Source organism: endosymbiont of unidentified scaly snail isolate Monju (assembly GCF_000801295.1).
Classification (GTDB): Bacteria; Pseudomonadota; Gammaproteobacteria; order Chromatiales; family Chromatiaceae; genus MONJU.
Map to the genome: position 1 here is coordinate 2,579,357 of NZ_AP012978.1, position 18,403 is coordinate 2,597,759.

The 18,403-nt window shown below is 67.2% G+C and carries 16 protein-coding genes and 1 pseudogene; 7 read left to right on the forward strand and 10 right to left on the reverse strand.

What is annotated here, in order from left to right; genetic code table 11:
• The 3 genes from EBS_RS12495 to rsmG form a co-directional block, all read right to left on the reverse strand.
• Positions 1-882 carry a ParB/RepB/Spo0J family partition protein gene (locus tag EBS_RS12495; RefSeq protein WP_043108967.1) on the reverse strand — a complete coding sequence of 294 codons (882 nt, stop codon included), beginning with the start codon at positions 880-882 and terminating at the stop codon, positions 1-3.
• A gap of 2 nt (positions 883-884) precedes the next feature.
• The gene (locus tag EBS_RS12500; RefSeq protein WP_043108968.1) at positions 885-1,673 is read right to left on the reverse strand and encodes a ParA family protein; all 789 of its coding nucleotides are present in this window, start codon (positions 1,671-1,673) and stop codon (positions 885-887) included.
• 87 nt (positions 1,674-1,760) lie between these two features.
• On the reverse strand, positions 1,761-2,411 hold the full coding sequence (gene rsmG / locus EBS_RS12505) for a 16S rRNA (guanine(527)-N(7))-methyltransferase RsmG (RefSeq protein WP_043108969.1): 651 nt from the start codon (positions 2,409-2,411) through the stop codon (positions 1,761-1,763).
• Between the two features lie 41 nt (positions 2,412-2,452).
• Here rsmG and EBS_RS12510 point away from each other — a divergent pair, with 41 nt between their 5' ends.
• From EBS_RS12510 to EBS_RS12515, 3 genes and pseudogenes are all read left to right on the forward strand, one after another.
• A complete protein-coding gene (locus EBS_RS12510; RefSeq protein WP_043108970.1) occupies positions 2,453-3,067 on the forward strand; it encodes a glutathione S-transferase family protein in 615 nt (204 codons plus the stop codon).
• Between the two features lie 442 nt (positions 3,068-3,509).
• Positions 3,510-3,608: pseudogene (locus EBS_RS14705) on the forward strand (hypothetical protein); the annotation flags it as partial.
• 169 nt (positions 3,609-3,777) lie between these two features.
• Positions 3,778-6,213, forward strand: a complete 2,436-nt coding sequence (locus tag EBS_RS12515; protein ID WP_043108971.1) for an HAD-IC family P-type ATPase — start codon at positions 3,778-3,780, stop codon at positions 6,211-6,213.
• Here EBS_RS12515 and yaaA read toward each other — a convergent pair.
• Both yaaA and mnmG read right to left on the reverse strand, forming a co-directional pair.
• The gene (gene yaaA / locus EBS_RS12520; protein WP_043108972.1) at positions 6,200-6,970 is read right to left on the reverse strand and encodes a peroxide stress protein YaaA; all 771 of its coding nucleotides are present in this window, start codon (positions 6,968-6,970) and stop codon (positions 6,200-6,202) included. The two genes, EBS_RS12515 and yaaA, sit on opposite strands and share 14 nt — an antisense overlap.
• Positions 6,971-6,981: 11 nt before the next feature.
• Positions 6,982-8,862: a tRNA uridine-5-carboxymethylaminomethyl(34) synthesis enzyme MnmG gene (mnmG, locus tag EBS_RS12525; RefSeq protein ID WP_043108973.1), complete on the reverse strand. Its 1,881-nt coding sequence runs from the start codon at positions 8,860-8,862 to the stop codon at positions 6,982-6,984.
• Positions 8,863-9,099: 237 nt separating this feature from the next.
• On the opposite strand from mnmG, the gene EBS_RS12530 reads away from it, so the two are divergent.
• Genes EBS_RS12530 through EBS_RS12545 form a run of 4 tightly spaced genes read left to right on the forward strand, consistent with a single transcriptional unit; the run spans position 9,100 to position 13,848 of the window.
• Positions 9,100-10,020, forward strand: a complete 921-nt coding sequence (locus tag EBS_RS12530) for a hypothetical protein (RefSeq protein WP_148307767.1) — start codon at positions 9,100-9,102, stop codon at positions 10,018-10,020.
• Positions 10,017-10,934 carry an AAA family ATPase gene (locus EBS_RS12535; RefSeq protein ID WP_043108975.1) on the forward strand — a complete coding sequence of 306 codons (918 nt, stop codon included), beginning with the start codon at positions 10,017-10,019 and terminating at the stop codon, positions 10,932-10,934. Before EBS_RS12530 ends, EBS_RS12535 begins: the two co-directional genes overlap by 4 nt.
• Entirely contained in the window at positions 10,931-11,854 is a 924-nt protein-coding gene (locus EBS_RS12540; protein WP_043108976.1) for a DUF58 domain-containing protein, read from the forward strand. The genes EBS_RS12535 and EBS_RS12540 overlap by 4 nt, the downstream gene beginning before the upstream one ends.
• Positions 11,851-13,848: a transglutaminase family protein gene (locus tag EBS_RS12545; protein ID WP_043108977.1), complete on the forward strand. Its 1,998-nt coding sequence runs from the start codon at positions 11,851-11,853 to the stop codon at positions 13,846-13,848. The genes EBS_RS12540 and EBS_RS12545 overlap by 4 nt, the downstream gene beginning before the upstream one ends.
• On the opposite strand, the gene EBS_RS13780 is transcribed toward EBS_RS12545, so the two are convergent.
• The 5 genes from EBS_RS13780 to rpmH form a co-directional block, all read right to left on the reverse strand.
• Positions 13,745-14,581 carry a glutamate racemase gene (locus EBS_RS13780; protein ID WP_148307768.1) on the reverse strand — a complete coding sequence of 279 codons (837 nt, stop codon included), beginning with the start codon at positions 14,579-14,581 and terminating at the stop codon, positions 13,745-13,747. The genes EBS_RS12545 and EBS_RS13780 overlap by 104 nt on opposite strands.
• Entirely contained in the window at positions 14,578-15,930 is a 1,353-nt protein-coding gene (gene mnmE, locus EBS_RS12550) for a tRNA uridine-5-carboxymethylaminomethyl(34) synthesis GTPase MnmE (protein WP_043108978.1), read from the reverse strand. The genes EBS_RS13780 and mnmE overlap by 4 nt, the downstream gene beginning before the upstream one ends.
• Before the next feature lie 4 nt (positions 15,931-15,934).
• A complete protein-coding gene (gene yidC / locus EBS_RS12555) occupies positions 15,935-17,563 on the reverse strand; it encodes a membrane protein insertase YidC (RefSeq protein ID WP_043108979.1) in 1,629 nt (542 codons plus the stop codon).
• Positions 17,564-17,657: 94 nt separating this feature from the next.
• On the reverse strand, positions 17,658-18,065 hold the full coding sequence (gene rnpA / locus EBS_RS12560) for a ribonuclease P protein component (protein WP_070104742.1): 408 nt from the start codon (positions 18,063-18,065) through the stop codon (positions 17,658-17,660).
• A 17-nt stretch (positions 18,066-18,082) separates the two neighbouring features.
• Positions 18,083-18,217 carry a 50S ribosomal protein L34 gene (gene rpmH / locus EBS_RS12565; RefSeq protein WP_043108980.1) on the reverse strand — a complete coding sequence of 45 codons (135 nt, stop codon included), beginning with the start codon at positions 18,215-18,217 and terminating at the stop codon, positions 18,083-18,085.
• Between the last annotated feature and the right edge of the window lie 186 nt (positions 18,218-18,403).

The window sequence follows — 18,403 nt, forward strand, 5'->3', positions numbered from 1 at the left end:
CTACTTGATGTGAGCGAGGATGCCCTCGAGCTCGTCGAGGCTGTTGTAGGCGATCTCGAGACGGCCCTTGCCGCCCTTGCCTTGCTTGAGGGTGACCCGCGCGCCCAGGCGTTCGGTGAGGTCGTCGAGCAGGCGGCGGATGTCGGGATCTTCCTTGGCCGGCGCGGCCGTGGTTTTTTTCGGCGGGTCGTTCAACCGCCGCACCAGGGCTTCGGTCTCGCGCACCGACAGGCCCTTGCACGCCACCTCACGCGCCGCCTGCAGTTGCACTGCCTCGTCCTTGAGCGCCAGCAGGGCGCGGGCATGGCCCATCTCGAGCTCGCCCTGTTCGACCAGCTCCTTGACACCGGGCGCCAACTCCAGCAGGCGAAGCAGGTTGGTCACGGTGGTGCGCGACTTGCCGACCGCCTGCGCCACCAGCTGATGGGTCAGACCGAACTCGTCGAGCAACCGGTGCAGGGCAGACGCCTCTTCCAGCGGGTTGAGATCATCGCGCTGGATGTTTTCGATCAGCGCCATGGCCATGGCGGTCTGGTCGTCCACTTCGTGCACCACGACCGGCACCTCGGCCAGACCCGCGAGCTGGGCGGCGCGCCAGCGGCGCTCGCCGGCAATGATCTCGTAACGGCCGCCATCCACCGGACGCACCACGATCGGCTGCACCATGCCCTGGGCTGTGATGGAATCGGCCAGCTCGCGCAGCTTGTCCTCGTCAAAATGCCGGCGCGGCTGGTAACGGCCTCGCTGAATCTGCTCTACCGGCAGCCGCTGGGTCGGGGTCGCCGCAGCGCGCTCGGGCGCCGGCGGGGTGTCGGATGCCGCCTCGCGGGTCGCGCCCAGCAGCGCATCCAGTCCGCGTCCGAGGCCTCTCTTCTTTGCCATGATCAGGTCTGTGCCGAAACGGGTTGGGTTCGATGCCGGCGGGTCAGCTCGGAGGCCAGCGCCATGTAGCTGACCGCACCGCGCGACTGCTTATCATACAGCATCACCGGCAGGCCATGACTGGGCGCCTCGGCCACGCGCACGTTGCGCGGAATGATGGTGCGAAACACCTTGTCGCGAAAATGCCCGATGAGCTGGTAGGAGACCTCGTTGGCCAGGTTGTTGCGTGGATCGTGCATGGTGCGCACGATACCCTCCAGCTCGAGACGGGGATTGCGATGCGCCCGGATCTGCTCGATGGTGTCGAGCAGCGCGGACAAGCCTTCGAGCGCATAGTACTCGGTCTGGATCGGCACCAGCACGCCGTCGGAGGCCACCAGTGCGTTGACCGTGAGCATGTTCAACGAAGGCGGGCAGTCGATCAGGATGTAGTCGTACTCCCGGCGCACCGGCTCCAGCGCCAGGTGCAGGCGCTTGTCGCGCATCGGCGCATCCAGCAGGCGCACCTCGGCGGCGGTCAGGTCGCTGTTCGAGGGCAGCACCGCGAACAGCCCCTCGGCGCCACGCACGATGGCCTGGCGCGCCGGTACCTCGCCCAGCAACACCTCCAGTGCCGAGACTTCCAGCGCGTGCTTGTCCACCCCGCAACCCATGGTGGCATTACCCTGGGGGTCGAGGTCGATGAGCAACACCCGCTGCCGCATGTCCGCCAGCGAGGCAGCCAGGTTGACGGCGGTGGTGGTCTTGCCCACGCCCCCCTTCTGGTTGGCGACACAGATGATTCGTCCCATGGCGGTGTACCGGTTGTGATTGTCCTGGCCGGGCCGGCCATCATAGACCAGAGAACACGGGCTTGACCATCGACGACAACCCGAACCTCAGGACGCCTCGCACACCCGCACCAGGTGCCGCCGCCCGGTGATGCCCGGCACGCGCAGCGGGATCACCTCGGCGGCCAGCCCGGGAGGCAGGGGTTCGCGTTGCAGTTCTTCCAGCCCGGCCTTCATGGCCGCCCAACAGCCGCCGGGGGCATGCAGGTGTTGGGTCAGACGCAGCATCTGGTGCAGGTCGGCAAAGGCGCGCGAAGTAATGGTGTGAAAGCCGTCCGGGTCGACCAGGCGCTCGACCCGCTCCTGCACCACCGCGACATTGTCCAGGCCCAGGTCGATCACCGCATGCTGCACGAAGCGCGTCTTCTTGCCGTTGGAGTCGAGCAGTACGAAGTCGCTGTCCGGACACGCGATCGCCAGCGGAATGCCGGGCAGGCCGGCACCGGTACCCACGTCGAGCACCCGTGGCCCACGCACCCAGGGCAGGATGGACAGGCTGTCGAGAAGGTGACGGGAGACCATCTCGTCCGGGTCGCGCACCGCGGTCAGGTTGTAGGCGCGATTCCACTTGTGCAACAGGGCGAGATAGGCGAGCAGCCGTTGGCGCGAGGAGGTGTCGAGATCCAGCTCCAGCGCCTGCAGCCCCTGGTCGAGCTGCCGGCCCCAGCGCGCGGGATCGGCGTCGGGAAGCGGTTTCATGCTGCTATTATCGAGCAAACTCCCACCGCCGGACCAGTCTCATGATCACCCTCTACGGCATTGCCGCCTCCCGCACTTTCCGCTGCCTGTGGATGCTCGAGGAACTGAGCCTCGAATACCGTCACGAGCCGATCGACTACCGCGACCACGCGGCGCTGGACGCGCCGGCCTACCGGCAACTCAACCCCAACGGCCGCATCCCCACCCTGGTCGATGGCGAGCTGGTGCTGTGGGAGTCGATGGCCATCAATCTCTACCTGGCCCGTCGCTATGGCGTCGATACCGGGCTCTGGCCCGACACGGTCGAAGACGAGGGACGCGCCTGGCAGTGGTCCTTCTGGGTGATGAGTGAAATCGAACACTCCCTGCTCACGGTGCTGATGCACCAGCGCCTGCTGCCCGAGGAACAACGCAACCCCGAACGCGCCGCGCGCCATCGCGGCATCCTGCGCCAGCCCTTTGCCGTGCTTGAGCGGGCACTGGACGAGCGCGACTGGCTGGCCGGCACACGCTTCACCGTGGCCGATCTGAACGTCGCCGCGGTGCTGAGCTGGGCGCGACCGGCTCGCCTGTCGCTCGAGGACTGGCCCGCGCTCGATGACTGGCTCGATCGCTGTCTGGACCGGCCGGCACGCAAGCGGGCGCAGCGCAAATGAGTCCTGGGTCGCTTCTTGTGCAGGCTGACTATACTCGTTCGTGAAGGAAACGCTTTCGCCCCTCATGGAGGAACCCATGCGCGTCATCCGGACCTGCACGACGAGCCTTCACCGATACCGCTGCGTGCAGCCATGCCTCGCCCGCGCTCGCTGATCATCCTCGACCAGGAACGCAAAGTGGTGTTACGAGGAGAGGGTGCCGAGCCCGACCCTGCCCACGCCACCACTTCGGGAGACGCGCCAACAGGGGCAGCCAGTCGGTATCGAGGGACGCGTCTCGGGCAAGCCGCCACGGGCACGCATCGCCGGACACATCGTGCCTCAGTACCTCGCACGGTGGTCTCGAAAGATACAAGCTCCGGCCCGGGGAAAATCTCTCGGGACAATACCCGTCACGGGTGCTAGCGTGACGGGACAGACACGTCGTGCCCGGAGTCCCGAGATGACCGAATCCGCATCCCGCACGACAACAGCCTGGCACGCGCTCCCGGTGGCAGAGGTCCTGCGTCGCCTGCATGGGAGCGAGACCGGCTTGAGTTCCGACGAGGCCCGGCGACGCACGCAACGCTACGGACCGAACCAGCTGCGCCCCCCCGGAAGGCAAGAGCCTGTGGCGACGCCTGCTGGCACAGTTCGACAATCTGCTGATCCATATCCTGCTGGTCGCAGGAGGGATCACCCTCTTTCTGGGACACCGCATCGATGCCTCGGTGATCTTCGGCATAGTCGTGATCAATGCCCTGATCGGCTTCGTGCAGGAACACCGGGCCGAACTGGCGATGCGCGCCCTCTCACGCCTGCTCTCCCCGCGCGCCACGGTACTGCGGGACGGCCATTTCCGCGAGCTGCCCGCCGAGAAGCTGGTGCCCGGCGATATCGTGCAGCTGATGGCTGGCGACCGCGTACCAGCCGATCTTCGGCTGTTGCAGGCACGCGAATTGCGCATCGACGAGTCATTGCTGACCGGCGAGTCCCAGGCCGCCGACAAACAGAGCGAGCCGGTCCTGTCGGGCATGTCCCTGGGCGATCGGTACAACATGGCACACGCAGGCACCAGCGTGGTGGCCGGGCAGGGGCTCGGGATCGTGGCAGCAACCGGAGAGCAGACCGAGATCGGGCATATCAGTGGTCTGCTGGCGAAAGTGCAGCCGCTCACCACGCCGCTGGTTCGACAGATACAACAGCTGGGACGCGTGCTCACGATCGGCATCCTCGGGGTTGCCGGACTGTTCCTTGCCCTGGGGATCTTCCTCCACGGGCAACCTCCCGGCGAGGTCTTCCTGGCGGCGGTCGCGCTGGCGGTAGCCGCCATTCCCGAGGGCCTGCCCGCGATCATCACGGCCACGCTCGCGCTGGGTGTGCAACGCATGACTCAACGCAAGGTCGTGATCCGCAACCTGCCAGCGGTGGAGACGCTCAGTGAGGTGAGTGTCATCTGCTCCGACAAGACCGGCACCCTGACCCGCAACGAGATGACGGTGCTACGCGCGGAGACGATACGCAACCGCTATCAGGTCAGTGGCACCGGCTATGTACCGCATGGCGGCTTCGAGGATGCAACCGGGCCGGTGAGCCCCCCGACACACCCGGAACTGCTCGAGCTGCTGCGTGCCGGGCTGCTGTGCAACGACGCCAGCCTCGATCACGACGCCGAGGGTTGGATCTGGCGAGGTGATCCTACCGAGATCGCCCTGCTCACCGCGGCCCTGAAGGCCGGTTTCGATCTGCACCGTGAGCGGGCAAGATGGCCACGTCTCGACGTGCTCCCCTTCGATTCGCACAACGGCCTGATGGCCACCTTGCACCAGGGCCCCGACGACCGCGCCCGGGTCTTCGTGAAAGGCGCGCCCGAGATCGTATTCCGGCGATGCACCCAGCTCGCCGACGCTACCCCTTTCGAGTCCCCGGCATGGGAGGCCCGGCTGCACGCTCTGGCGCGTAACGGATACCGCGTACTCGCCCTGGCACAACGGGCATTCGACAGCGATGAGCGACATCTCGACCTGGAGGAGTTGCAGGATCTGCAACTGCTCGGCCTGATCGGCCTCATCGACCCGCCGCGAGAGGAGGCGATCGCCGCGGTCGCCGAGTGCCGGCAGGCGGGTATTCGGGTCAAGATGATCACCGGTGATCACGCGGTGACAGCGGCAGCGATCGGCAGGACCCTGGGCATCGGCGACGGTGATCGGGCGGTCGGCGGCGAACAGATCGAACAGGCGGACCAGCATCACCTGCGTGCACTGGCACTCGATGTCGATATCTTTGCCCGTACCAGTCCCGAACAAAAGCTGCGGCTGGTGGAGGCATTGCAGGACGCACAGAAGACCGTCGCCATGACCGGCGATGGCATCAACGATGCACCGGCCCTGAAACGCGCCGACGTCGGTATCGCGATGGGTTGCAAGGGTACCGAGACGGCACGCGAAGCGGCCGACATGGTGCTGGTGGACGACAACTTCGCATCCATCGTCGCCGGCATCGAGGAGGGTCGCACCATCTATGACAATATCCGCAAGGCGATCCTGTTCATCCTCCCCACCAATGGTGCCGAAGCATTGATCCTGATCCTCGCCATGGCCCTGGGCCAGGTGCTCCCGCTGTCACCGGTGCAGATCCTGTGGGTGGACATGGTCACGGCGGTAACGCTGGCGGTGGCGCTGGCGTTCGAACCGGCAGAGCCGGATATCATGCGGCGACCACCGCGCGCACGCTCGGAACGTCTGCTCGACGCCTTTCTGCTCTGGCGGGTGCTGTTCGTCTCGACCCTGCTGCTGATCTACAGCTACGGTCTGTTCGCCTGGTGGCTGGAGCAGGGGGTCAGTCTGGAGCTCGCACGCACCATCGCCGTGAACGCGCTGGTCGGCGGCGAGATCGCCTACCTGTTCAACAGCCGCTTCCTCGCTGCTTCCAGCCTGAGCCGGAGCGGCCTGCTCGGCAGTCGTGCCGCCCTGGCCGCCGTCGCGATGGTCAGCCTCCTGCAATTCGCCTTTACCGACCTCGCACCCCTGCAACGGCTGTTCGCCAGCGTCACGCTCGACGGTGCACACTGGCTCAGCATCCTCGGGGGCGGGGTCGCGGTGTTTCTGATCGTGGAGGCGGAAAAGGCCCTGCTGCGCCGCTTTCGAGCGCCGTTCAGCCGCGGGTGAACACCCAGGTATCGTCCTTCGAGAGCTCCGGGTTGAAGGCATAACCCGCATAATCGAAGTCCTTCAACGCCTCGACGTCTTTCAGGCGGTTGACGATGGCATAGCGGCTCATCAGGCCGCGCGCCTTCTTGGCGTAGATGCCGATCATCTTGTAGCTGCCGTCGTCGCGGCGTTCCTTGAACTGGGGGGTGATGATGCGCCCGGCCAGTTTTTTCGGGCGCACGGCCTTGAAGTATTCGTTGGAGGCGAGGTTCACCAGCACGTCATCACCCTGTGCCGCCAGCGCCGCGTTGAGTCTGTCGGTGATGATCTCACCCCAGTAGTCGTAGAGATTGCGCCCGCGCGGATTGGCCAGTGCAGTGCCCATCTCCAGTCGGTAGGGCAGCATCAGGTCCAGTGGGCGCAGCACCCCGTACAGCCCGGAGAGGATACGCAGGTGGTCCTGGGCGAAGGCGATGTCGTCGTGCTCGAACTGGTCGGCATTGAGCCCGGTGTAGACATCGCCCTTGAAGGCGAACAGCGCCTGCTTGGCGTTCTCGGGGGTGATGTCCGTGGTCCAGGCCTGGTAGCGCTCGTGATTGAGGCGGGCGAGCTTGTCACTGAGCTTCATCAGGCCGGCGATCTCCTCGACCGATAGCCCGCGCAGGATGTCGATCAGCGGCTGGCTGTGCTCGAGCAGCTCGGGCAGGGTGTGGTCTTCGGTCGGCGCCGGGGTGTCGTAATCAAGCTTCTTGGCGGGCGATAGGACGATGAGCACGAGGTTCTCCTTCAGGCGGATCGTTTCTTCAGGTGGACCAGCAGCAGCGACAGCGCCGCCGGGGTGACGCCGGGGATGCGCCCGGCCTGGCCGAGCGTCTCGGGACGGTGGCGTGCCAGCTTCTCGGTGATCTCGGCCGACAGGCCCTTGACCTGGCAGTAGTCGAGGTCGGGCGGCAGGCGTACTGCCTCGGCCTGGCGCGCACGCTCCACCTCGTCGCGCTGGCGGTCGATGTAGCCGGCGTACTTGGCCTGGATCTCCACCTGCTCGGTGACCTGCTCACGCAGGTCCGGGTCGATGTCACCCTCACCAACCAGCTGGCAGACTGCCGCGTAGCTGCTCTGCGGACGGGCGATCAGCTCCAGGGCGCGGGTCTCGCGACGCAGTTCGTCGCCCAGCAGCTCGCGCGCGCGTTCCGGGGCGATCTCACCGGGGCGCACCCAGGTATCGCGCAAGCGCTGTTGCTCGCGCTCGATGGCCTCGCGCTTGCGCTCGAAGAAGGCCCAGCGGACATCGTCCACCAGCCCCAGCTCGCGGCCGATCCCGGTGAGCCGCAGATCGGCGTTGTCCTCGCGCAGCATCAGGCGATACTCGGCACGCGAGGTGAACATGCGGTAGGGCTCCTGGGTGCCGCGGGTGATGAGATCGTCCACCAGCACGCCGAGATAGGCCTGGTCGCGGCGCGGACACCAGGGCTCGCGCTCGCTCACCAGCAGCGCGGCATTGGCCCCGGCCAGCAGGCCCTGCGCCGCGGCCTCCTCGTAACCGGTGGTGCCGTTGATCTGTCCGGCGAAGAACAGGCCTTCGATGAACTTCGTCTCCAGCGAGGCCTTCAGGTCGCGCGGGTCGAAAAAGTCGTACTCGATGGCATAGCCCGGGCGGGTGATGCGCGCGTTCTCGAAGCCCTTCATCGAACGTACCAGCTCCCACTGCACATCGAAGGGCAACGAGGTAGAGATACCGTTGGGATACAGTTCGTTGCTCTCCAGGCCTTCCGGCTCGATGAAGATCTGGTGCGAATCGCGGTCGGCGAAGCGCACCACCTTGTCCTCGATGGAGGGGCAGTAGCGCGGACCCACACCCTCGATCACCCCCGCATACATGGGCGAGCGGTCCAGTGCGCCGCGGATGATCTCGTGGGTGCGCGCGGTGGTGCGTGCAATATGACAGAGCACCTGCGGCGGATGGTCCTCACGCCGACCGAGGAAGGAGAACACCGGCGCCGGGTCGTCCCCGGGCTGGACCTCCAGTACGCTGAAGTCCACCGAACGCTTGTCGATGCGCGGCGGGGTGCCGGTCTTCAGGCGCTCCACGCGGAAGGGCAGCTCACGCAGGCGTGCCGCCAGCGCATTGGCCGGCGGATCGCCGGCGCGTCCACCCGGATAGTTCTCCAGCCCGATATGGATGCGCCCGCCGAGAAAGGTGCCCACAGTGAGCACCACCGCGCGGGCGCGGAACTTCAGCCCCATGGTGGTGACCACGCCGACCACCCGGTCATACTCGACGATCAGGTCATCGACCGCCTGCTGGAACAGCGCGAGATTCGGCTGGTTCTCCAGTGCCTGGCGCACCGCCGCACGGTACAGGGTGCGGTCGGCCTGGGCGCGGGTGGCGCGCACCGCAGGACCCTTGCGCGCGTTGAGCGTGCGGAACTGGATGCCCGCGCGATCCGCCGCCTGCGCCATCAGCCCGCCCAGTGCGTCGATCTCGCGTACCAGGTGCCCTTTGCCGATGCCGCCGATCGCCGGGTTGCAGCTCATCGCCCCCAGGGTATCGATGTTGTGGGTGAGCAGCAGGGTGTGGGCACCCATGCGCGCGGACGCCAGCGCGGCCTCAGTACCGGCGTGGCCGCCACCGATGACGATCACATCGAAGGACTCGGCATGGAACATGGCTGAAAAAAGCGCTCGAAGGATGGTAAACCCTTTATTCTAGCGAAAAACCGCTGTGATCTACGGCACAGGCCGTGCGGGCTTTGGCACTGTGGCCGGCCGGCGCGCCATCGAAGCGGCGATCGAGGAACGGCTCGCGGAGTGAACGGTTTCGCATCCCCCGCGACAGCGGGTGACTGAAGGCCGACAGGAGCTGCGCTACACTGGCCGCATCTCGGTTGAACAGGGAGTTGTCCCATGAGGTCCGCTTGCGTTTTTCTGTTGTGTTTCGGCCTGCTGCTCGGCGGAGCGGTGACCGCTGCCGACCGTGAACAGGCCCTGCTTGAGGAGTTGCGGGCACTTGCGCAGAAATCCCGCGAACAGCGCGCCGCCGATCGCTGGCTGCAACGCGCGCTGGACGACCTGGTGGCGCGTTACGACCGCCCCTGGACCCGCACCCTGCTGTTCGATGACTTCCGCGATGGCGACTTCACCCGCAAGCCGGCCTGGCAGTTGATCGAGGGCCGTTTCACCGTGCGACGCAGTCGGGGCCTGGTAGCCTGGGACCGGCCGGTCGACGCGGCAAGCGACGCAGGCCGCAATGACGATGCCGCGCAGGGTCCGGCCGACCCGGCCGACCTCGGCGTGGCACTGGTGGGTGTCCTGCTCGAACAGGCACTGGGACCGACCTCGCGCGAGGCGCAGGACGATGGGCGGCCCGCCGCCGAGCAGGATCGCCTGCGCCTGGCCAGCGGGCCCGACCGACTGCGCGTCAAGGCCAGCGCGACCAATGCCTTTGCGCTCACCGCCACCCTGCGCGCCAGCAGCGAACCGCCCACCCGGCTGGCCATCGCGTTGTTGCAGGACACCCGGGGCCGCTATGGCTATCGGCTGATCGTCGAGACCGGCAAGCGTGGCTTCGTCGAGCTGCAACGCATTCGCCGTGGGCGCAGTGCGGTGGTCGAAAGTCAGCCGCTGAAGGGCCGGCTGGGCGACGGCGCGCTGCACGACCTGGTCTGGCAGCAGCGGCCCGACGGCACGGTGAGCGTGGCGATCGACGAGACCGTACTGTTCACGGTACGCGACCGTGCCTTCCGTGACGGCTATCCCTGGCTGGAGTTGCAACACGACAGCGGCGACCTGGAGATCCGTTCCATCCGGGTCGAGGGCACCGGATGAAGGGTAACGGCTCTGCGGCCTCGCGCCTGCGTGGCGTGGTCGAGGCGCTGAGCGAGATCATCGTCGGCAAGCACGAGGTCATCGAACTGGCGCTTGCCTGCCTGCTGGCGCGCGGTCACCTGCTGATCGAGGACGTGCCGGGCGTGGGCAAGACCACGCTGGCACACGCGCTGGCGCGGCTGCTGGGGCTGGAATACCAGCGCGTGCAGTTCACCAGCGACATGCTCCCGGCGGACATCCTGGGCGTATCGATCTACGACCGCGAGGACGGCAGCTTCCATTTCCACAAGGGTCCGATCTTCAGCCAACTGCTGCTGGCCGACGAGATCAATCGCGCCACGCCCAAGACCCAGAGCGCTCTGCTCGAAGCCATGGAAAAACACCAGGTCACCGCCGATGGCCACACCTGGCCGCTGCCCCATCCGTTCTTCGTGATTGCCACCCAAAACCCGCTGCACCAGGCCGGCACCTATCCACTTCCCGAGTCCCAGCTCGACCGCTTCCTGATGCGCCTGCACATCGGTTACCCCGACCCGCAGGCCGAGCGCCGCCTGCTCGCCGAGGGTGACCGACGCCGGCAGCTGGAGGAACTGCTGCCGCTGGCCGACGACCGCACCCTGCTCGCCTGGCAGGAGGAAGCCGCGCAGGTGCATGTCGCGCCGGCACTGATCGACTACGTTCAGGCCCTGCTGCAATTCAGTCGCGAGGCCGGCCCCTGGCAACCGGGACTGTCGCCGCGCGCCGGCCTCGGCCTGCTGGCGGCATCCCGTGCCTGGGCCCTGCTGCACGGTGAGACCCGGGTGCTGCCCGACCATGTGCAGGCGGTACTGGCTGCGGTGGTGGATCACCGCCTGGGTAGCATCGAGGGCGTGGACAGTGCACGCAGCCTGCTCGAAGGCGTACCGGTGCCGTGAGCGGAATCGACCGGCTGCTGCGCCGCCTGTCGCTGCGCCCGGGCCGACCACTGGCAATCGATGCCCGGCATCTCTACATCCTGCCCACCCGCTTCGGCTGGCTGTATGGCGTGACGATCCTGCTGATGCTCGTCGCCGCGACCAACTATGCCAACAATCCCGCCTATCTCCTCACCTTCCTGCTCGCTGGCTGCGGCCTGGCCGCGCTCTTTCTCACCTGGCGCAACCTGCATGGATTGCGCATTGCGCTCCTGCCGCCGGAACCGGTGTTCGCCGGCGAAGCCGTGCAACTGCACCTGCGACTGGAGGGTGGACACCGTCCCGGCGTGGTCGTGCAACTGGGCGAACAGGCCGTGCTGCACGACCTGGACGCGCGCCAGCAGAAGATCCAGCTGTCCTTTGTCACCCGGCGACGCGGCTGGGCGCTGCCGGGCGAGCTGGTGGTCGCCACCCGTCATCCGCTGGGCCTGTTCCTGGCCTGGGCGGTGATCCAGGTGAGGGCCCCGGTGCTGGTGTATCCGCGTCCCCTCGCGGTGGCGCGTCCCGACCGGGTCCGCAGCGGCCGCCAGGTCGTCGGCGACGAGGAATGGCAGGGCCTGCGCGAATTCCGTCCCGGGGACTCACTGGCACGGGTGGACTGGAAGGGCCTGGCCCGCGAACGCGGCCTGATGACCAAGCTCTTCCAGGATCCCGAGCGCAACCATCCTCTGCACATCGACTGGGCGAGCCATGCCCCGGCGGACACCGAGACCCGGCTCTCGCGCATGACCGCCGAGGTCCTCGAGGCCGCGCGCGGAGACCGGCCCTGGGTGCTGCGCCTGCCCGGCCAGACCCTGGGACCCGCGCGCGGCGTGGCGCACCGCAACGCCTGTCTGCGTGCCCTGGCCTTGCACGACCTGGCGGAGGCTCCCCCGGCATGAAGATCCTCGACCCGCTGGCCGGACGCCCACCGCCCTCGGCGCTGATGCCCGGGCTGCTGTTGACCCTGGCCGCGCTCGGCCTGCCGCACCTGTCACACGTGGGGATCTGGCCGGTGGCCTTCTTTTTCGGCACCCTGCTCTGGCGGCTGGTAGCCATTGCCGTACCCAGGATATTGCCCGGTCGTGGCTTGCTGATCATCCTGACCCTGGCCGGGCTGGGCCTGGTGCTCTGGAGCCTGCCGGTGCGCAGCGGTCATGTCGCCGGCTCTGCCCTGCTGCTGGTGATGCTCGGGCTCAAGCAACTCGAATCACGACGCCGGCGCGACCTCTACCTGAGCCTGCTGCTCGGGCACTTCGTGATCCTCACCCAGTTCCTGTTCGACCAGGGACTGGGCCTTGCCCTGTACCTGTTCGGCCTCGCGCTGGTACTGCTGGCCCTGCAGGCTGGCCTCTCCCTCGACCACCCGCAGCCGCGTGCCCTGGCGCACAACACCGCCCGGCTGGCCCTCGCAGCCGGTCCGCTGGCAGTGCTGCTGTTCCTGTTCTTCCCGCGTCTGGACGCTCCGCTGTGGCGCATCGAACTCGAAGGGGCAGGGACGCGCACCGGCATCTCCGGGGAGATGCGCATGGGCGAGATCGGTCGGCTTGCGCGCTCCGACGCGGTCGCCTTCCGGGCGCGCTTCCCCGATCGGGCACCGCCCAACAACGCGCTGTACTGGCGCGGACCGGTGCTGTGGCGCTACGACGGTCACACCTGGCGGCGCCGGGACCCGCGCGGACCGCCCCCTGCACTGCGTGTGGATCCGGCCTCGCACGTGCGTTACGAAATCACCCAGGAGCCGAGCAACCGCCGCTGGGTCTTTCCCCTCGACCTGCCAGCGCAGGTTCCGGCTCCCCTGTCACGGGATGCCGACTGGCAGACACGACTGGCGATGCCACTGCGCGAACGGCGCACTTTCACCTTCGCCTCCTGGACCCGCTATACCTTGCCCGCCCTGTCCACGGCGGAGCAGCGCGCGGGCCTGCAGCTGCCCGAGCAGGTCGGTCCACGTACCCGGGCACTGGCCACGCAGTGGCGCCGCGCCCATCCCGGCGACGATGCGGCGGTGGTCGAACAGGCCCTGCGCTTCTTCCACGAACAACCCTTCGTCTACACCCTCTCCCCCGGGGTGGCCCGGGGCGATCCCGTCGAGCATTTCCTGTTCACTTCCCGGCGCGGTTTCTGCGAGCACTATGCCGGCAGTTTTGCCGTGCTGATGCGCCTGGCGGGCATCCCGGCACGGATCGTCACCGGTTACCAGGGTGGCAGCTACAACTCCCTGGCCGATCACTGGGTGGTGCGCCAGTCCGACGCCCACGCCTGGGTGGAGGTCTGGCTGCCGGAGAAGGGCTGGACGCGGATCGACCCGACCGCTGCGGTAGCCCCGGAACGGGTGGAACGCGGCATCGACGGGGCAGCCTCGGCAACGGACGGGCAGGTGGTTTTCCTGGGAGCCAGCGGTGGGTGGTGGTCCGGGTTGACGCGCGAGGGCCGCTGGCTGCTGGATGGCGTCGACCTCGGCTGGTATCGCTGGGTGCTGGGCTTCGACACCGGGACCCAGCGCTCGCTGCTCGCCTGGCTGGGTCTGGCACAGGCCAGTGGCTACGTGTCGGCCTTGCTGGCGGCGGGTAGCGGCATCCTGTTCGGTGGCCTGTTCTGGCTGCTGGCGCGACTCCCCCGGCACAGGCCGGGCGACCCGCTGCAACGGCTATGGGCGCGGTTTCGGGAGCGGCTGCGACAAGGTGGACTGGATCTGCCCGACTGGGCCGGGCCGCTGGCGACCGGCGAACAGGCCCGGGCGCGCTGGCCGGAACAGGGTGCGAACATCGAGGCCTTCGTGCGTGGCTACATCAGCCTGCGCTACGGTCGGACATACCCTTCCCGCGAACGGCTGCGTGCCCTGCGTCGCCAGTTGCGTCAGCTGCGCCTGTCTCCACCACCGCCAGCGAGGTGACCGCGCCGCGCAGGCCCAGGCCCGTCAGGTGTGCACGCAGGGCGGCCGGATCACCCGAGGTACGGAAGCGCACGCGCGCGGACGCGGGTTGCGGCGACGGCTCCCACCCCAGCACGCGCACCAGTTGCGCGGTGACCGCCGGGGCAGGGTCGATCAGGACGGCCGATTCGCCGAGCAGCGCGCGCAGTTGCGGCAGCAGCAGCGGGAAATGGGTGCAGGCCAGCACCCAGGTATCCACGCCCGCCGCGACCAGGGGCGCGAGGTCTCGGCGCAGGCGCGCGCGGAAGGCCGGATCGTCCTGTCGCCCCTGCTCCAGGGCATCGATCCAGTGGTGGGGCGCCAGCTCGTGTACCTGCACAGAGGCCGCAAACCGAGCGCGCAGCTGGCGGTAACGGGCGCTGTGCAGGGTGCTGCGGGTCGCCAGCACGGCAATCTGGCCGCTTCGGCTCCGGGTGACGGCCGGCTTGATCGCCGGTTCCATGGCAACCACCGGGACGGGCAGGGCCGCACGCACTGCCTCGGCGGCCAGCGCATCCACGCCCTCCGCGGCCAGATGGTGGGCAATCGCCAGGCTGCGGCTACGCACCCAATCGGGATCGGCCTCGCCCCAGGGCGCGTGCCGCGAGTCGGCGACATAGACATAGTCCGCCGGCAAGTGGGCGACGGCATGCCGCAGCACACTCAGGCCGCCGATACCCGAATCGAAGATCCCGATGCGCAGCCGCCCCTTCACTTGCCAATGCAGAAACTGGAGAAGATCTCGCCGAGCAGGTCGTCAGCGCTGAACTCGCCAGTGATCTCCGACAGCGCCTGCTGGGCCAGACGCAGGTCTTCGGCCAGCAGCTCGCCGGCCAGGCCGTTCTCCAGTGCCTGCTGCCCATCGGCGAGATGGGCGGCGGCACGTTCCAGCGCCGCCAGGTGACGACGACGCGCCGTGAACTCGCCCTCGATGCCACGGTCCAGGCCCATGCAGGCGCGCAGGTGGTCGCGCAGGGCATCCATCCCCAGGCCCTGGCGTGCACTGATGCGGACCTCCACCTGGGCATCGTCCTCGACCAGCCCCGGTTGCGCACCACTGAGATCGACCTTGTTGTGCACGAAGGTCACCGGCACGCCCTCCGGCAGTTCGGCAGGATCGAAACCGGCATGTCCCGGGTCCGCCGCGCCGTCGTACACCCAGAGGATACGATCGGCCGCGGCCAGCTCGGCGCGCGCGCGTTCCACGCCGATGCGCTCGACCCGGTCGTCGGTCTCGCGCAGTCCGGCGGTGTCGACGAGATGCACCGGCATGCCGTCGATCTGGATCTGCTCGCGCAGGGTGTCGCGAGTGGTGCCCGGCACCTCGGTGACGATGGCCCGCTCGGCCCCGGCCAGGGCATTGAGGAGGCTGGATTTTCCGGCATTGGGACGGCCGGCGATCACCAGCGTCATGCCTTCGCGCATCACCCGGCCGACCTCGGCGCTCTGGCGCACCTGCGCGAGGTGATCGATCAGCGATTGCAGATCCTTCGCCACCCGGTGGTCGGCCAGGAAGTCGATTTCTTCCTCCGGGAAGTCGATGGCCGCTTCCACGTACATGCGCAACCGGATCATGGCCTCGCGCAGGGCCTCGATGCGGCGCGAGAATTCACCCGCCAGCGAACGCATGGCCAGGCGTGCCCCGGCGCGGGTCTCGGCGTCGATCAGGTCGGCGATGGCCTCGGCCTGGGCCAGGTCGATCTTGTCGTTGAGATAGGCGCGCTCGGAGAACTCCCCGGGACGGGCAAGGCGCGCGCCCAGTTGCAGGCAGCGCTCGAGCAGCAGGTCCATGATCACCGGCCCCCCATGGCCCTGGAGTTCGACCACGTCTTCGCCGGTGAACGAATGCGGTGCACGGAAGGCGAGCAGGAGGCCCTGGTCCATGGGCTGACCCTCGGCATCGCGGAAGGTGGCGAACAGCACCCGGCGAGGCTCGGGGACACGCCCGCTGACAGCCTGACCGATGGCAAGGGCCTGCGGGCCGGAGACGCGCACGATGCCGACACCACCACGCCCCGGCGGGGTGGCGATCGCAGCGATGGTGTCGGTCGCGTGCCTGGTCACGCCCTCAGGTCTTGGCGCCCTGCTCGATACGGCGGGTGATGACCCACTGCTGGGCGATCGAGAGGATGTTGTTCACCACCCAGTAGAGCACCAGGCCTGCCGGGAAGAAGGCGAACATGGCACCGAACACGATCGGCAGATACATCATGATCTTGGCCTGCATGGGATCGGGCGGCGCCGGGTTGAGCTTCTGCTGCACGAACATGGACACCGACATGATCACCGGCAGCACGAAATAGGGGTCCTTGATGGACAGGTCCTTGATCCACAGGATCCAGGGCGCCTGACGCATCTCGACGTTTTCCAGCAGTACCCAGTAGAGTGCGATGAAGAAGGGGATCTGTACCAGCATGGGCAGGCAACCGCCCAGCGGATTGATCTTCTCTTTCTTGTAGATCTCCATCATCGCCTGCTGCATGCGCTGCTTGTCGTCCCCATAGCGGTCCTTGAGGGCCTGGATGCGCGGCCCCAGCTTGCGCATCTGCGCCATGGAACGGTAGCTGGTCTCGGACAGCTTGAAGAAGGCCAGCTTGATGAGGATGGTGAAGATGATGATGGTCCAGCCCCAGTTGTCGACGAAGGCGTTGATCTCCTCGAGGATCCAGTGGATGGGCTTGGCCAGGAACACCAGCCAGCCGTAGTCCACAGTGAGTTCCAGGCCATCGGCCACGGTCTCCAGTTCGCTCATCAGCTTGGGACCCACGAAGACGGTGCCTCCGAAGGTAGCTTCCGCTCCAGGGGCCACGGTCTTCACCGGGGTATAACCGCCGATCACGTAGCGGCCTTCGCCGACACCCTTGCCATAGTAGTGCCAGGTCTCGCCGCGCGGCGGCACGAAGGCAGCCAGGAAATAGTGCTGGATCATGGCGTACCAGCCGTCCTTGACGTCCAGGTCGGGCTGTCCCTCGGCCAGTTCGCTGAACTTGACCTTGTGGTACTTGTCTTCCGGGGTCCAGATGGCGCCGCCGGTGAAGGTAACCATCAGCGCGTTGCCCTTCTTTTGCGGCTCGCCGCGCTGCAGCTGGCGGTATTCGCGGCCCTTCCATTCCTTGTCGGAGCCGTTGCGCACGATCTCCTCGAGCCGGAAAGCGTGGCGACCACGAGTAAAGATATAGCGCTTGATCACCTCGACGCCCTCGGGAGAAGACCAGGTGAAGTCCACGCTCAGGCTGTCTTCACCCTCGCCCATGCGGTACTCGGTCTGTGCGGTCTGGAAGGCCACCTTGTGCGTGGGCGCAGGCGAGCCGGCTGTGCCGATCAGGCCGCTCTGGGCGATGAAGAAATCGTCGGGATCGCGGCTCATCAGGCGGGTAGGGACATCCGGCTGGTCCACCGAGACAGGATACTTGATCAGTCGCGCCTCGGCGATGGTCGCGCCCTGGGAATCGATCAACAGATCAAGGGTGTCGGTATGCACCCGCACCAGGCGCCCGGTTGCCGCTTGCGTCCCCGCCACGACATCGCCCACTGCCGACGTGGCCACATTCTCGTCGGGCGTTTCGGGCACTGCGGTGACATCACTTCCGCCTGCGGCCTGCTGCTGGGGCAGTACGTAGTCCTCCTGCCAGGCCTCCCAGATCATCAGGGACACGAAGGCCAGGGCCATGAACAGCAACAGACGTATGTTATCCATAGGAATTGATGATCCGAAATCTCGATTAGCGGGTCGTCGCGCCCACCGCCGCGGGCCGCAAGGCGCGAAGTGTAAGCCAGCAGGCGCCCCGGTGTCACTCGGGCTGTCTGGCGAGGCGGCTTTGCAGGCGCGCGAAGTGCGCGGCCAGCGAACGGCGCAAGGTCTCGGCGCCAGTATCCCGGACGGCAGCCCGTGCCATCACCACGAAGTCCAGCGCCGGGTCTTCCTGCCCACCCGCCACGTGCAAGCGGAAATATTCGCGGATCAGACGCTTGATGCGATTGCGGTCGACCGCGCGACGTAACTGCTTGCGGGCAATCGCCAGGCCCAGCCGGGAATGGGATCGGGTTTCGCGGGCAGGGCGGGCCAACACGGTAAAATAGCGATCGGACGAACGCACCGGGTCGGCGAAGACATGACGAAAATCGGCCGCGTGCAGCAGGCGCCGGTCACGCGAAAAGGCCCGGGACGGTTGCCCGTCCCCGGCCTTCGCTGTCTGCATGTCCTAAGTGCCGTCGCTCAGGGTGCCAGGCGGGCACGACCCTTGCGGCGACGGGCATTGATGATCTTGCGGCCAGCACGGGTCGCCATGCGGGCGCGGAAGCCGTGGGTACGTGCACGCTTCAGATTGCTCGGTTGAAAGGTACGTTTCATGGCCGGTTACCCCGAATGCCTGATGACTGAACTCCGTCCGCGCGTTGGCCTCTTCGCCACCCGGAACGGGAAAGGCGCGGAAACATACGCGAAATGCCGACCCCTGTCAAACTGACCACCGACAAAAAAACGTTTCGGCCCCCGGCAAGGCAAACCAGAACGTTGTCACTGTATAAGTTATCCAGT